Origin of the sequence: Ideonella sp. BN130291 (assembly GCF_036231905.1) — a bacterium.
Classification (GTDB): Bacteria; Pseudomonadota; Gammaproteobacteria; order Burkholderiales; family Burkholderiaceae_C; genus CAMLIZ01.
Genome location: NZ_JAZARE010000009.1, coordinates 182253 through 198292 on the forward strand (window position 1 = coordinate 182253; position 16040 = coordinate 198292).

Annotated in this window: 9 protein-coding genes and 1 pseudogene; 6 read left to right on the forward strand and 4 right to left on the reverse strand. The window is 65.5% G+C overall.

Features of this window, described 5'->3' with window-relative positions; all coding sequences use genetic code 11:
* The first annotated feature begins 1 nt into the window (after position 1).
* On the forward strand, positions 2-694 hold the full coding sequence (locus tag VPH43_RS19895; RefSeq protein ID WP_328579490.1) for a hypothetical protein: 693 nt from the start codon (positions 2-4) through the stop codon (positions 692-694).
* Positions 691-1203 (forward strand): hypothetical protein, encoded by a 513-nt coding sequence (locus VPH43_RS19900; RefSeq protein WP_328579491.1) that lies wholly within the window; start codon positions 691-693, stop codon positions 1201-1203. The genes VPH43_RS19895 and VPH43_RS19900 overlap by 4 nt, the downstream gene beginning before the upstream one ends.
* 423 nt (positions 1204-1626) lie before the next feature.
* Here VPH43_RS19900 and rtcA read toward each other — a convergent pair whose 3' ends face one another.
* From rtcA to VPH43_RS19920, 4 genes and pseudogenes are all read right to left on the reverse strand, one after another.
* A complete protein-coding gene (gene rtcA, locus VPH43_RS19905; RefSeq protein WP_328579492.1) occupies positions 1627-2664 on the reverse strand; it encodes an RNA 3'-terminal phosphate cyclase in 1038 nt (345 codons plus the stop codon).
* A 17-nt stretch (positions 2665-2681) separates the two neighbouring features.
* A pseudogene (locus VPH43_RS19910) lies at positions 2682-3497 on the reverse strand (nucleotidyltransferase domain-containing protein).
* 58 nt (positions 3498-3555) lie between these two features.
* Positions 3556-4782: an RtcB family protein gene (locus tag VPH43_RS19915; protein WP_328579493.1), complete on the reverse strand. Its 1227-nt coding sequence runs from the start codon at positions 4780-4782 to the stop codon at positions 3556-3558.
* Between the two features lie 510 nt (positions 4783-5292).
* Entirely contained in the window at positions 5293-6867 is a 1575-nt protein-coding gene (locus VPH43_RS19920) for a vWA domain-containing protein (RefSeq protein ID WP_328579494.1), read from the reverse strand.
* Between the two features lie 207 nt (positions 6868-7074).
* Here VPH43_RS19920 and rtcR point away from each other — a divergent pair, with 207 nt between their 5' ends.
* The 4 genes from rtcR (at position 7075) to VPH43_RS19940 (ending at position 16037) form a co-directional block, all read left to right on the forward strand.
* Positions 7075-8679 (forward strand): RNA repair transcriptional activator RtcR, encoded by a 1605-nt coding sequence (gene rtcR / locus VPH43_RS19925; RefSeq protein WP_328579495.1) that lies wholly within the window; start codon positions 7075-7077, stop codon positions 8677-8679.
* A 339-nt stretch (positions 8680-9018) separates the two neighbouring features.
* Complete coding sequence (locus VPH43_RS19930) at positions 9019-10146, forward strand: VWA domain-containing protein (protein WP_328579496.1); 1128 nt, start codon at positions 9019-9021, stop codon at positions 10144-10146.
* Entirely contained in the window at positions 10143-12173 is a 2031-nt protein-coding gene (locus tag VPH43_RS19935; protein WP_328579497.1) for an SWIM zinc finger family protein, read from the forward strand. The genes VPH43_RS19930 and VPH43_RS19935 overlap by 4 nt, the downstream gene beginning before the upstream one ends.
* A 42-nt stretch (positions 12174-12215) precedes the next feature.
* A complete protein-coding gene (locus VPH43_RS19940; protein ID WP_328579498.1) occupies positions 12216-16037 on the forward strand; it encodes a DUF4132 domain-containing protein in 3822 nt (1273 codons plus the stop codon).
* Positions 16038-16040 lie beyond the last annotated feature (3 nt).

Sequence of the window (16040 nt, forward strand, 5' to 3'; positions counted from 1 at the left end):
CATGTACTTGGGCACCCGGGCCATTGCGGTGTGCCGGGGGAACGAGGTGCTGCTAGCCGAGCCGGTCAGCGGTACGGAACAGGGGATCGAGCGGCTGGCCGGCTGGCTGGGAGAAGCACCTGCGCGTTCTCGCGTGAAGCTGTGGTTGAGCGGGGGGCTGTGCCGACCTTTCGTGCTGCCGCCGGTACCCGGCGTGCGGTCCAAGGAAGAACTGGTGCAGATGGCGACAGCCATGGCGCCGCTGCACACGGGGCTGGACGGTGGCTGCACCGTGTGGCTGGAAAATGCGGCGCTCACAGCTTCGTGCGTGGCAGTCGCTGTGCAATCGGACGTGCTGGCTCAGTGGCATGGCGCTTTGGCAAAGATTCGCCCGAAACCGGTCACGATCGCAATTCGACCCTGGTGGAACGAGCTGCTAAGGGCTAGCGCAGACGCTGCGCCAGTTCCAACCGGCCTCGCCGTATGTGACTGCGATTCGCTTACCGTGCTACTCGGTGCGGGCGCTGCCATCGAGCGCGTGGTGAACGTGTTCCCAGTGGTGGACGAAACGGCAGCCGACGCCGCCCTGGCTCGTGTGCTCCTGTCGGCCGACGCGGCGACATCTCAGGTACCCACCGCGCGACTTAGGTTAGACGGCGTTTCGTCGGTACAGGGAGCCGTTGCCTTGTCGCCGTTGCTGGAGTGGACACGGTGAAGGCCTTGGATGTCGACTTCGCTGCGAAACGCCGGGGACCCGTATGGCTGGGATATGTCGCCGCGGCCGTGCTTGCTCTGATCGCCATTCAGCAGGGATTGTTGGCTTGGCGGCTCCAGGAGCGGTGGAGCACCCTGCAGTCGGAAATGGCGGGGTTGAGCGCGCGAATCGAATTGGCGCGACAAGCTCAAAGAGCCGCTGCAGAGGATCGCTCGGTGGAACCGGCGTATGCCAAGGACGCTGCAGCGCTGGCGCATGTATCGGCGTTTCCACTAGATAAGGTGTTTGCCGCAGTTGAGGCGGCGAGGGTCGAAGGCGTAAAGGTGACCGCGCTGGAGGTGTCGGCCAATATTGGAACGGCACGTGTCGATGTGGAATGCGTTGGCTATGACGCGCTGTTGAAGTACATGGCGGCGCTGAACGCAGGCGAGATGCCAGCGCGATGGCGCCTGAGGCAGGCTCAGGCAGGTGATCTTCTTCGCGCTTCTCTCGAGTCACAGTGGAACTGATTTTGCTCGCCCGTGCTCGGCGAGCACCCATGCTTCCTCCAAGGTAGCGCGAATATCTGAGCAGCTCATCTGGTGAGCCTGAGTAGGGGCACGATAGGCCCATACCCGAAATAAAGCTGCAGCGTGCCATCGCTACATGCGCGGCTGACGGCGGGATGCTGGCTGGAGCCTGTCACTGCAGTGGCAGGCGTTGCCGTTGCCAAAAGTTCAAGGTTGAGTGAAACAAAGGACCGATAGTTCAGAATTAGTGAGACAGAGGTTCAAAGCCTGCTGACCCGTCCAAAGCTAAGTGGATGATCAGCGCCGGCTTTCAGTTTTGGATTCAGCGCAAGCCGACCACCACAGAAGGCTCGCCAAGAGCCAAGCGTTCCTGCCGCACCTCCGTGCGCCGCGACATAAGGTCATCCATACGCCGAAAGGACCCTAGAGCGCGGCGACAGTGACCGAAAAGCCGCCCGCCACGGGTGCTGTCGCGAACTTCACCGGCAAGAACCGTCCAATCACATCGAAGTTCGTTGTCGCATGCGGCGTCAGCTCCGTGCAGGTGTAGGACGCTGAGCCCCCGCACTGCGTCAGGGCCAGCGCCAGCGGCAGTGCCCACTGGTCAGCCAAGTGGGGCCCCAGCGCGGCGTTGCTCACCTGGAAAGCCCGTACTTCGCGCACGACCTCGCGCGCCACCTGCTCGGCGCTCACGCCCTTCTCGCCAAACGCCGTGAACACCTCTGTGAGGTGGTCGTACACCAGCGTGACCAACAGCGCGTTGCCAGGGCCTTCGTTCTGCCGGCCGGGCGTTTCACGCAGCTGCTCGGCGCTCCAGCCCAGGCCGGCGCCGAGTTGCTCGAGCTCACGGCGCGCCACTGAGCGCGGCAATGCCGGCGCGAAACATTCGGCATAGCCCTCCACCCTGGCGCCGCGTTCGTTCAAGTCAAAAGGCTGCATCGGATCCATGGCGGGCCAGATCATGGCTTCGATCTCTCCGCCGCCAGCCGGGTAGAACCCCAGGCGGCGCAGTTGAAGTTCTGCCTTCGCGCCCAGCCTGCGCAGCAGCGGAGCGTAGCTGCGTTCCAGGAAGTGAAACGGCGGCGCCATCGGGTTGTGGGTGCCGCCGCACAACTTCACCCGGCTCGGGCGGTCGGCCATCATCAACCCCGGCCAGACCGTCTGGAGCACCAATGTGCAGCTGCCCGCCGTACCGACATTGAAGGTGTAGTCCCCTGCGCGCACAACGCCCGGCGCGAAGGTCAGCTCTTGCGAGTTGAGCTCCGCACCCTGGACCTCGGCGCCGCAGACCTCAGCCGCGGCATTCACGCAAGTCAGGTGCTGGCGCATCAGGCCGGGCTTGGCGCGGCCCGCGCGGACCTTGCTCAGCGCGAACGGCTGGCCCGTGCACATGGACAGGGCCAGCGAGGTTCGCAGGATTTGTCCTCCGCCTTCACCGACGGAGCCGTCAATTTCGATCATGTTCTTCTCTTGTTGTTCTAAGGTTGCGCGCCGAAGTGCACGACGGCGTCGTGGAGGTACCGATCCAGCTGCCGTCCATCCGTCTTCGGACCTTTGTCAGGCATGTGGCCCACGGCGTCGGCCAGCTCGGCTTCGATGAAGTCATGGATACCCGCCCAGCGCGCACTGGTGGCGGACTCGCCGGCCCGCATCTTGATTGTCAGCAAGGCGTTGACCTCATTTGAGCACCGTCCGGTCGGTCAGCGCCTGGCTGGCCAGTTCGGCGAAGCGCATTGGCGGCACGCCACGTCCTTCCCGTATCCATCTCGCCGCCAGCAAGGGGCGCAGCACGTAGAGGTATTTCTTGTAGCGAACGACCTGGCCGTACAGATGCTCCCGCAGGTTCTTCCTGGCCATCGACACGTAGTGGTGGTACCCGCGCAGCGGCGAGAACTCCTGTTCCACCAGCGCGCGCAGCCGAACGACCCAATCAGTCTCCTGCTGGTAGACGATGGGCGAGCGCAGCCACTCCAGAAGCGTCGGGTTGGACGACCGCAGCAACTGCAGCGCCTTGCGCAGGTCCCAGCCGTTGATGTCCAGCTCGCCGCTGATGGGCTGCTCGATGACGTCGCGGCCCGGCTCCACCGTCAGGTACCAGGCCATCCGGTTCACGTAGATGAACCGCACGTCGTAGTCGCTGTCCGGCGACGCGAAGCCCCAGCCGCGGCTGCCGGACTCGCAGGCGAACAGCACCTTCACCTGGTGCTGCCGTTCGAGCGCCGCCAGGTTGTCGATGACGGTGGCGCGCATTCATCCGACACGGGATGCGCGCTCAGCACGGGTTCATTGTTCATTGCTTCTGACCCCCTCCTCTCGTTTCGATGCGGGTGAGAGCACGAAGCTCTCACCCGCTCATCCCTTCACGCACACGACCTGCTTCAAGGTGTGCACCACCTCCACCAGGTCGCTCTGCGCGGCCATGACGGCGTCGATGTCCTTGTAGGCCATCGGGATCTCGTCGATCACGTCCGCATCCTTGCGGCACTCGACGCCTTCGGTGGCTTTGGCGTGGTCCTCGACAGTGAACATCTTCTTGGCCTTGGTGCGGCTCATGACGCGGCCTGCGCCGTGGCTGCAGCTCTCGAAGCTCTCGGGGTTGCCCAGGCCGCGAACGATGTAGCTGCGCGCACCCATGCTGCCCGGAATGATGCCCATCTCGCCGCACTTGGCGCTCACTGCACCCTTGCGGGTCACGAACACATCCTGGCCGAAGTGGCGTTCCTGCTGCACATAGTTGTGGTGGCAGTTCACCGCTTCCACATGCGCCTGGAATGGCTTGGTGACGACCGAGCGCACGGTCGCAACCAGATTGGCCATCATCACTTCGCGGTTCTTCATCGCGAACTTCTGGGCCCAGGACACGCCGCGCACATAGTCGCCGAAGTACTGCGCGCCTTCCTCGAAGTAGGCCAGGTCCTTGTCCGGCAGGTTGCGCATGTTGCGTTCCGCGTCCTTCTTGGCCAGCTCGATGAAGTGCGTGCCGATGGCATTGCCCACGCCGCGCGAACCCGAGTGCAGCATGAACCAGACAAAGCCGGCCTCGTCGAGGCACACCTCGATGAAGTGGTTGCCCGTGCCCAGTGTGCCCAGGTGCTTGCGGTTGTTGGTGTTCTTCAGGCGCGGGTGCAGCTCGCACAGCGCGTCGAACTCGTCGACCAGCGTGGCCCAGACCCGGTCCACCGTTTCGGGCGGGTTCTCCCAGCTGCCGGGGTCGCGGCCACGGTGCCTGGGCGCCGAGCCGTGCGGCACGGCCTTCTCGATGGCAGATCGCAAGGGGCCGAGGTTGTCCGGCAGGTCCTCCGCGCGCAGCGTGGTCTTCGCTGCCATCATGCCGCAGCCGATGTCCACGCCGACCGCTGCCGGGATGATGGCCTTCAGTGTCGGGATCACCGAGCCAACGGTCGCACCGATGCCCAGGTGCACGTCCGGCATGGCCGCGATGTGCTTGAAGACGATGGGCAGGCGAGCAGCGTTGGCCAGCTGAGCTCGGGCTTCCGCCTCCACGGGTACACCCTTCGTCCACATCTTCACCGGCACGCCGCCGGCGACTTCTTCGAGGTTGTAGTTTTGATCGTTCATGGTCTTCTTTCAGAAACGGGTGATGCCCTGCTGCGACAAGAGTCGGTGAAACGTCGTGCTCTACCACTGAGCTACGGTCCCCTTGATTTGGGACCGGCGGGATTCGAACCCGCGACCACGAGATTGGTGATCTGTAGTTCCACTTGCATTCGCAGCAGGACATCTCAAAAGAGCGCGACAAGAGGCGGCAAGACAATGCCACACTGGTTTCCCAGCTGAGGACTCGAACCCCCGGCGTACCGATGTAGTCCTGCCAGCATTCGCGCAAAACTCGACCGCCTTCCCGCGTGGCGACAAACAATCGGTGAGACACGTTTTGGATGTCATCCCACCTGCATTCGCCACGCGACGACGCGTGTTCTGTTGAAAGGTTGGTGCCCCGGGCGACAAGAGTTGCAAGAGCGGCCTACGGGTTCTCCGTTGCGGGCTTGCGGGCCCGCGCGGCCAAGTTGCGCTGTACTCCTGCAGGCATTCGCCTGGGGACACCTTCCAACCAGCGGTGCGATGGCCCTACTGGGCGGCCAACGACACCTTTTCGATCTCACCGACCCAGTGCTCGGCGTCCATCTTCCCGGTCGCGAAGTTCGCCACCATGGTGAACACCGCATCCGAGAAGCCGCCGACATTCAGGATGTCCTGCCGCTCCGCCGCCTGCGTGGTCGCCGTCGGCTGGATGTCGATGCACACCAGGCGCGCTTGCGGGTTGCGCTGCTTCAGCACTTCCCACTCGCGCAGGGTCTGCGTCGCACCGCGCCGGTTGGCGTCGACCCAGGACTCGTTGTCCGAGACCAGGATCACCACGTCAACCGAAGCCCGCTCCCGGTTCAGCAGGGCGAGCGGGGCGCTGCAGTTCGTGCCGCCGCCACCGATGTTGGCCAGCGCTTGCGCGTTGGTCATCACCGAGTCACGGGCATTCAGCTGCAACTTCACGACATCCTGCTCGAATGGCAGCACACGGGCCTGCGGGTTCTTCCGCAGCACCGCCGCCGCCACCAGGGCTGCCACGTCGATGCAACGCACGCTGGAGGTCGCGCAGCCGCGATGACCGGTCACCGACGAGCTCATCGAGCCTGACGCGTCAGGGCACACCACGACACGGCCCGCCAGGCTGGGCACGTTGCCCAGCGCCAGCTCCATCGCATCCTGCAGCGCATCGCGAACCTGGGCAGGCACCGACTCGCCAGCCGCCTTGCAGGCGGACATCAGCTGGTAGGGCATCACCCGCGCCTTGGCCACGGCTTGCGCATCGCTCAGCTTGGCGGCCACCGCCTCAGCCATGCCGGGGAGGTTGAACACGCCATGCCGGGCGAAGGTGTTCAGGTTCTGACGCACCATCTGCCACGAGCCCGATCGAGCGATCTGCGCCCATTGCGCCGAGGTGAGTTCCAGCGCGGTCAGCATCTGGAACGGAACATCCGGCACTCCCGAGCCCACACCCTGGGCGATGTCGCGCTTGAAGCGCTCGAATGCCTGGGTGATGGGCGGCAGGGACGCTTCATCGACCGGCTTGCCGATCAACCATGCAAACCACGCCGCACGCCACGCTTGCGCAGGCTTGGGGTGAACCAACTTGACCACGTCCGCCAGCGATGGCGTGTTGCCCACGGCGGCGTTCAGCAGCTGCTTCTCCGAAGCCGTCAGCAGCCAGTGCTGCACCAGCTTCTTCGGGCGGGAACCCAGCGACTTGCGACCCACGGCACCACTGCGCAGGATCTGCACGAAGTTGCGCAGCATCTTGCCGTTGTCGACGACGCGGGAGAACACCTGGCTCAACAGCGCAACGTCACTCACGGCCAGGCTGGCCGCCAGCAGGGCGGGCATGTCCTTCATGTAGCCCGACTGACGGCCATAGAGCGCGGCCTTGGCAATGTATGAAGGCTCCAGCTGTTGGGTCAGCGACAGGACCTGGTCGAGTTGGTCTTCGGCGTTGGCGTAGAAGGTCCGGCTCAAGCAACCCGTGGCCGCCAGCTGCGCCAGTTGATGACGTGGGCTGAAGGCGTAAGCCGGGGCCTGCTCGGCATTGCGCGCCGAAGCAGAGGGCAGCAGGACGCCTTTGATCGTCTGGAAGAGCTGGGTGTTGACCATGGTGTTCTCGTCTTTGGCATTTAACTTGTTGTCTGTTGCCTTCCTTATCGCAACAGCTGTGCCAGTTCGGTCTGCTTGAGGAATCTGTTCCTTAACTCGTTGATTTCGTTAGATAAACTTGCCAATTGCTGCAAATGGAGCCCTATCCAGGGGATGGCAAGATCTCGCGGAGACTAGAATCTAAGCTAGATAAATAGCCGCTTGAATATGAGCAGGAAGAACGTTGTCGTCGGGTTCATGGGCACCCAGCTCGATTCGGGACAAGGGGCGGGTCGCTGGGAGAAGTGGCGGCCGACGATCTCGCTGGTTCAGCACGAGGACACCCTCATCCACCGGCTGGAACTTCTGTATTCGAGGCAACACGAGGCACTGGCTCACATCCTCAAGGGCGACATCGCCAACGTATCGCCCGACACGATCGTCAATCTGGTGCCCATGGAAGTGGCCGATCCCTGGGACTTCGGTGAGATGTACGCCGCTCTCTATGACTGGGCGCGGAGCTACCGCTTCGATCCGGCCCGTGAGCAGTACTGGGCGCACATCACCACCGGCACCCACGTCGCACAGATCTGCATGTTCCTGATGGTGGAGTCGCGCTTCATTCCCGGCGTCCTATTGCAGACTGCGCCGCCCAAGAAGCAGCAGCGCGGCAACCCGGGCAGCTACACCCTGATCGACCTGGACCTCTCGCGCTACGACGTGCTCGCGCAGCGCTTCAGCCAAGCGCACGCCGAGGCATTGGAGTTCTTGAAAAGTGGCATCCCGACACGCAATCAGCGCTTCAATGCACTCATCGAGGAGATCGAGCGCGTCGCGGTGCGCTCGCAGGCCCCCATCCTGCTGACCGGCCCGACGGGTGCGGGCAAATCGCACTTGGCACGGCGAATGTTCGAACTCAAGAAGTCGCGCCATCAGGTGCGGGGCGACTTCGTCGAGGTCAACTGCGCCACGCTGCGAGGCGACGGTGCCGCGTCAACCCTTTTCGGGCACAAGAAGGGCGCTTTCACCGGCGCTGCGGCGGACCGCGCCGGCTTGTTACGCACCGCGCATCAAGGCGTGCTGTTCCTGGACGAGATTGGCGAGCTGGGCCTCGACGAGCAGGCGATGCTTCTCAAGGCGGTAGAGGAGAAGCGCTTCTTTCCCATGGGTAGCGATCGTGAGGTCAGCAGCGACTTCCAGTTGATCGCCGGCACGAACCGGGACCTTCGCGTCGATGTCGCACACGGCCGGTTTCGGGAGGACCTTTTCGCGCGCGTCAACCTTTGGGCTTACACGCTGCCCGGCTTGGCACAGCGCCCCGAGGACATCGAACCGAATATGGACCATCTGCTCGCCCGGTACACCGCTGACTCCGGCCGGGCGGTACGATTCAACGCCGAAGCCAAGGCTGAGTACCTGCGGTTCGCTCGCTCCAAGGACGCACTCTGGAGCGGTAACTTCCGTGATCTGCTGGCAAGCGTGACGCGCATGGCGACACTTGCCGACGGCGGACGCATCTCGACCAACTTGGTGGCCGCTGAGATTCAACGCCTGCAATGGCTGTGGCAGCCAGCCGGCGCCTCCTCGCAGCCTGAGATCGAGCTCGACGAACTGCTGCCTGAGAAAGCTGCCAAGGAGCTGGATCTTTTTGATCGCCTTCAGCTAGAAGCCGTACTTCGTGTATGCCGAGAGGCGCAGACCCTGTCGGAAGCGGGCCGACGGCTGTTCGACCGGTCGCGAAAACAGCGCACCGTCATCAACGACGCAGACCGTCTGCGAAAGTACCTCCTGAAGTTTGGGCTGACGTGGGAGACGGTGCGGCAGCAGGCGTAAGCACCGTGGAGACCGGCATGCTGAGCGGGCCAGTGTTTTCACTGCGCTGCGGCGATGGAAGACCAACAGTTCAAACTTGAGCGAAACAGCGGTTCGATTCCCACTGACTTGTTTGGAGCCATGTCGTTGATTCAACGCCGTGCTTCCATCTCACGCTCAGCGCAAACCGACACTCAAGGCTGAACTTTTTGCACTTAACTCTGAACATGCAGTGCGGCCTGTTGGTCGAGATGGGCACATGCTGCGGCAGGTAAGAATGCGGCCACCGTTTAGCCGGTGGGACAATCAGCTCGCCCACGTGATGGATAAATTGGCTGCACCTTTCTCCGCGATCCCGCCTTGAACGACGCTGAAGCCTTACGCCGTTGGCGACTCATGCTGGGGCACTATGCTGCGCGTCCGCTGCAGCAGAGCGCTTTCACCGCGGGGGACTGGAGACTCGACCAAGCGCTCGACTATCTGTACGGGCGAGAGTACGAAGGGCGCGGGCTGGCGCGGCCCACGGGTGGTGGCGGTTCGCTGGATCCTACGCAGTTGCGCGCCATCGACTGGCTGGCGCGAACCCGCAAGCTGTTTCCGCAAGACGTGTTCGAGCGTATGCAGACTCAGGCCATCGAGCGCTACCAACTCACCGAGCTGCTGGAAGACCCAGCGGTGCTGCGTTCGCTAGACGCCACGCCGGAGCTTGCGAAGGCGCTGCTCGGCATGCGCGGGCGGTTGTCGCCGCAGGTGCGCGACGCCGTTCGCGAGGTGATCCGCAAGACGGTGGACGACATCACGCGGCGGCTGCGCAATGAATTCGTCAATGCACTGGTAGGCCGGCGCAACCGGCAGCGGCGGTCGCAGGTCAAGAGCGCACAGAACTTCGATGCACGCGCCACCGTTGCCGCCAATCTGCGGCACTACAGCGTCGAGCGGCGACAGCTCGTTATCGAGCAGCCGCGCTTCAACGCACGCGTCAAGCGCAACCTGCCGTGGGACGTGGTGCTCTGCGTCGACCAGAGCGGCTCGATGATGGACTCGGTGATCTACAGCGCAGTGATCGCCGGCATCATGAGCTCGCTACCCGCCGTGCGCGTGAGGCTGGTGGTCTTCGATACCAGCGTTATCGACCTCACGCACCTGGCCAGCGACCCGGTCGAGGTGCTGCTGACGGTGCAGCTGGGGGGCGGCACCGACATCGGTCGCGCCGTCAACTACTGCGAGTCGCTCGTCACCAATCCCGCCCGCACCGTGTTCGCGCTGATCAGTGACTTCGAGGAAGGGGCGGCGCCGGGCCCGCTGTTGGCCGCTGTGCGACGGATGGCGGAATCGCGGGTGACGCTGCTTGGGCTGGCGGCGCTCGACGAATCGGCATCACCGGTGTACGACAGGCAGATGGCGCAGCGGCTGGCCAACCTTGGCATGCATGTGGCAGCGCTCACGCCCGTTCACTTTGCCCAATGGTTGGCCGAGGTGATGAATTGAGCTGGATCGCCGCCTGGCGCGTCTATGACGACGACACGCTGACGGCACTGGCCAACGCCGGCCTGCTGCGCCGCGCCGCCAAGGATGTCGAGGCCGGCAAGGTGGCGCTCGTGGATCAGGACGTCGAGGGTGGCTGGGTGGCGGCCGATGGCCAACGAGTGCGCGTCGATGCGCATGGCCCGCAAAAGGCGCGCTGCGACTGCCCGGCGCGGGGCATGTGCAAGCACATCCTCGGCGCAGCCCTGTGGCTGCGCGACCGGGCGCCTTCGTCGGTGTTGGCAGGAGCCGAGGAGCCTCAAACCGCAGCGATCGACCCGCTCGCCGAGCTGCTGGCGCTGGACGTGGCTGAGCTGTTCAAGGCGGCAGGCGCGGCCGCGGTGCGCCGGGCCGCGGCGGCAGGCGTCAGCGACGTCGAGTGGCGGGTCCAGGGTGGCGCGATGGTGTTGACGCTGGCGTCGCTTGGCCAGTCCTGCCGCTGGGTCGGTGGAGCGGGCTTTGCGGGGATGGTCTCGGATGTGCCCCCCGCCGAACGCAAGGCCGTGCACCTCAGCGCGTTGATGGCGCTGCGGCGCGCGCACGGCCTGGTCGATGCGTGGCCCGCCGGCACGACACCGGCCAAGCCGGCGGAATGTGCCGCCGAATGGCTCGGCCCGCGCGAGCAGGACTTCCTCGCGCAAGTGCAAGGCCTGCTGCACGAGCTGCTGAGCGGCGGCATCAGCCACGTCAGCGGGCTTACGTCGGCACGGCTGCTGGCGCTCAACATGTCGGCGCGTGGCGAAGGCTTACCCCGGCTGGCGGCGCTCCTGCGCAACCTCGGTGGCACCGTGGATCTGCTGGCCCGCCGCGATCATCGCGCGGAAGAGCGCGACGCGCTGGCTGCCATGTCGCGCATCCAGGCGCTGTGCGAGGCGCTGGCTGCTGCAAAGGGCGAAGCCCTTCAGGCGTTGCGTGGCCAGGTCAAGCGCGACTTCGATGAAGCCACTGCGCTCACGCTGCTGCCGCTGGGCGCCTATTGGTGGCAGACGCGCGGTGGCGCCCGTGGCCTGACCGTGGCATTCTGGGACGTGGAGGGTGCGCGGGTGCTTCAGGCGACGTTGGCGCGGCCGGACGGCAGCGATGTCGGCTTCACCCGCGAACTGGCGTGGTCAACGCAGGCCTTGTGGCCCGGCACCGGGTCGGTGAGCACAGTGGCAGCGTCAAGCTGGCGGCTGGAGCAGCCGCAGCTGTCGGAGGATGGACGCCTGGCGTTGGGCGGCGCGACCCGCGCAACGCCACAGCCCCTGTGGAGCGTGACCGATGCTCGTATGGCCGGGATAGGCTGCGCGGACTGGGCGGAACTGAGAGCCCGGCTGCGCGCCGCCGCGGGCGTGGCCGGCGAGCCCATCGACGCCGTGCTGCTGCGGCCTGCCGATACCCGGGCGCCGGTGCTGGACGAAGCACGACAGCAGTTGACCTGGCCAGTGGCCGACGCCGCGGGCCGCTGGCTGACTTTGGTCGTTCCTGTCGCGCCCGAAACGCACCAACGCATGGACAACATCGATGCGCTGGCCGCTCGACGCGGTGACCTGCGCGGCATCCTCGTGCGCATCGAACGCACCGGTGCCGCGGTGCAGTTCGTGCCCGTGGCGGTATGGCTTCGCGAGGCCGACGACCGGCTGCAGGTGCTGTCCCTCGACTTCGAAACGCCGCCGGCGCGGGGGACGTCGCTCACTGCGCGGCTGATGCGGTTGTTCGAGCTACGCCGCGACCTGCCTCCCGCTGCCGCTCCGTCCGGCTTGGCGGAGCGCCTGACGGCGCCGGTGCTGGAAGTGCTGGAGACGCAGGCCGCCACTGGACGGATGACGCTGACCCCGCACCAGGAAGAGCGGCTGCAGGATGCGCACCGGCGCGTGACGTCAGTCGGGTTGGAGATCTTGGCGAGTGCGCTGCAGGCGCATCGGCGGGAGCCAACGCCGCGTGCTGCGCTGCGTCTCTACCGGCTGTGCGAGCTGGTGGAGGAACTGGACGCATTGCCACAGGAAGCGTGAGGCGGGCAGCGCCGACATCAACAGTCAACAGGAGGAGAAGGCATGGGAGTTCTGGACAAGATCATGGGCGCGTTGACCGGCGGCGTGGCCGCAGCGACGGCCAGCGCCGCGTGCCTCACGCGCGAGCAGGCCAATCTCATCGCGCGAAGCCTGCAGCCGCTCGAACGCATTGCTGCGTCGCTGCCCGCGGAGGCGCTCACTTATGTGCTGGAGGGCAGCAACGAGACCGTGTTGTTGACACTGCAGCAGGCGGGCACCAAGTCGCCCGAGATCCTGCTGGGCAAGCCGGGTCGGTTGCACTGGAAGTTCTATCACTGGGACGACAAGGAGGTGCTGGCCCTCGGCGAAGCGAGCCTGGCATGCCGCGACAAGTTCTACGCCAGCATTTCGGCCGACACCCTGCCGCTCGATGTGTTGATCCGGCTGGGCCAGTTGCTGGTGGCTGCCGATGGCGGGCGCCAGCTGCAACAACTCGGCGCGCCGGTGCCGGCTTGGCTGCACATGATCGTGAACGATGCGATGTGTTCCTCGATCAACCAGCACAGCGCGCCCAAGGATGTGTTGAAGCGCCGCCCCGCCTGGAACATTGATCTGATCGCCAAGTTGCTCGAGCGTGACGGCCTTGAACCCGTCCTGGCGCTTCAGATGGTGTTCCAGCGCAAGGAAGCGGACTCCTACGGCGGCGACCCACTGGGAGCGTTACTTGGCGAGCCTCAGGTTGCCGCTTTCATGCGGGCGCATCGCGATGCGGTGGCGCCGTTGCTGACGCAGCTGTCGGCGGCCGGCCGTGTCAAGCTCGCTTCGCGTATCGGGCATGACAAGTCTCTGCTGGCTGACTTCGCCCCGCAACTGGTGGCCCTGGCCGCCGACGGCAGCAAGGGCGTCCGGACCGAAGCTGTGCCGCATCTCGATGCCATCGAACTGAACCAGCGGCTCGCCTTGCTGGTAGCACTGCTGAAGGAAGGTGACGGCACGCAGCGCGCGCAGGCCGCCGACCTGCTGGCACGGCTGCCGGACACGCCCGGGCGCGCCGCCCTGGACGCCGCACTGGAAACAGAAACCAGCAAGCCCGTGCAGCAGGCCATCCGCGCTGCGCTGACCCGCCTGGACGCGGCAGACTCTGCGGCGACCCAGGAGTTGCCGCCGCCACCTGCCTGGGAGCCTTTCGTGGACACGCCGCTCGGCGATGCCACACTGCAGGTCCTCATCGCGAACCGGCGTGAGCTGCTGGATCGTGCCTACGCCGCCGCGCAACTGGAGATCGAAGAGAACAGGACCGGCCAAAACAAGTACAAGTGGCGCCAAGCCCACTACGAGAGGGCGAGGGACGTGACGGAAGACGACATGCGCGTCTTGCTCAAGGTGCTCAACGGCACGGCCAGCGAGAAGGAGCGCAAGCGCGCACAGGTCGGGGAGGTGGGCGCCTGCGTGGTGCATGGCAACCGCGTTCAGGTGAGCCCAGGCTTCGGGCCGACGCACCTGTTGCGCTGGCTGGCCGTCTCCCGCCCCTGGCAGAACTTCTGGCAGGACGATGGCTTCCACAAATGGCTGGGCCGGCAGCCGACCGGCAGCGTCGACCTGCGCGCATTGGCGGACGTGCTCCAGCGAGCTGGACTGCTCATCGACGACGTGGCCCGTGCGGCACTTTGCAACTACTGGTCCACGCCCACTGCGGCGGCGGTGCTGCCTGCCGAGCGCGTCTGGCCCTTCTTCGCGGAGCACCCGAATTACATTGACGAAGGCCTGGGGCTGGTGGCTGCGGCACCGCCGTCCGACGACCGACGTCGCGCCGCACTGGAGCTGGGTGCAACGCTGCAGACGCTGGCCACCTTCCCCGTCGTGCAGGCCCGCTGGCTGGCCCGCGTGATGGAGATCGCGCTCGGCGAGGGCAAGACCTACCGTGCGGCTGCCCAGAAGGTGCTGTCCGCGCTGCCGGATATCGGCAGCCGGGTCATCGAGTCCCTGTCGCATTCCAAGAGCGAGGTGCGGATCGAGGCGGCCAACTGGCTCGCCGACCTGCGGCATAAGCCAGCCATCACTGTGCTGGGCAAGGCGCTCGACAAGGAGAGCCGCGAGACGGTACGCGCGGCTTTCCTGACCGCGCTCGAAGCCCTTGGCGACGACATCTCGCCGCGGCTGGCGCCTGCAATTTTGCTGGCAGAGGCGCGCAAGGGCCTCAAGGGCAAGCCGCCTGCCGGTCTCGCATGGTTCTCGTTTGCCGCATTGCCGGCCTGCCGCTGGGCCGACGGCACGGCAGTCGAGCCCGAGATCATCCAGTGGTGGACGGTGCTGGCCTGCAAGCTCAAGGAGCCGGGCGGCAACGCGCTGTTGACGCGCTATCTCGGGCTGCTCGATGCCGCGAGCCGCAAGGCCCTTGGCAGCGCGGTGCTGCGCCAATTCATCGCGCACGACACTGCCCATCCGTCGCTGGAGGCGGCCACGGCCTATGCGCAGGCGACGGCCCCGCAGCGCTGGCAGGGCAACCAGAAGCGTTGGCAATCGGCCAAGCCCGAGCACAAGACTTACTACGAGGCCGACTACAACAAGTCCCAGGAGCAGGTGTTCGAGGAATGCCGACGCGAGAAGATGGCCGAGTACCTGGGCAGTGCCATCGGCGAGAAGGGCGTGCTGGCGCTGGCGGCGTATGCGCCGGCCCACGAGGCCGTCACGCTGCTGCAGCAGTACATGCGCGACCACTATCCGAGGCGATCGCAGATCGAGGCCATGCTCGACGCCGTTGCAACCGGCAACGATCCCATCGTCATCCAGCTGCTTCTGGGCCTGTCGCGCCGCTACCGCACTGCCTCCGTGCAGCAGAAGGCGCGCGACCTGGTGCAGCAGATCGCCGAGCGCAACGACTGGACTGAGGACCAGCTGGCCGATCGCACCATCCCGACAGCGGGGTTGGATGACACCGGCACGCTCGCGTTGCAGTACGGCGACCGCGTGTTCACCGTGGTGCTGGATGCCGCGATGAAACCCGAGCTTCGCAACCCGGAAGGCAAGGTCGTCAAGTCCTTGCCCGAGCCGCGCCAGACAGACGACCCGGCGCTGGTAAAGGAAGCCAAGTCGCAGTTCGCGACGCACAAGAAGGAACTCAAGCAGGTGATCGACCTGCAGACGGCGCGGCTCTTCGAAGCCATGTGCACCGGCCGCCACTGGCCGCAGTCGGAGTGGCGCGAGTACCTGCATGCCCATCCGGTGGTGGGCCGGCTGATACAACGCCTGGTGTGGCTGGAGGTGGACGCTGCAGGCTCTGTTCTGCGCAGCTTCCGGCCCACCGAGGACGGCAGCCTGCTCGATGTGCAGGACGAGGAGGTCGACCTCGCACCCGACAGCCGGCTGAGGTTGGCGCACGCGTCGCTGGCCGAGCCGGCCGCCGCGGCGGCTTGGCTGCAGCACTTCAAGGACTACAAGCTGACGCCGCTGTTTCCGCAGATGAACCGCACGCCCCCCCCGGTGGCGTTCAAGGATGCCGCGGGCAGGGATGTCAGCGTCATCGCGGACCGTCAGGGCTGGATCAGCGACACCTTCACGCTGCGCGGCCACTTCACGAAGCTGGGCTATCAGCGCTCGCAGGCGGAAGACGGCGGATTCTTCTCGCAGTACACCAAGGAGTTCTCGAATGCCGGCGTGCGCGTGGTGCTCGAATTCTCAGGCAATACGCTTCCCGAGGAGAACGTGCCGGCGGCCTTGAAGACGCTGAGCTTTGAGAATACGCGCGTGAGAGGCTGGGGCGAGAACGTGCTGCCGCTGGCCAACGTGCCGCCCGTGCTGCTGGCCGAGGCCTATGCCGACTACCTGGCGGTCGCCAACGCCTGCGCCGGGTTTGACCCCGCGTGGGAAAAGAAGATGCCATGGTGAACA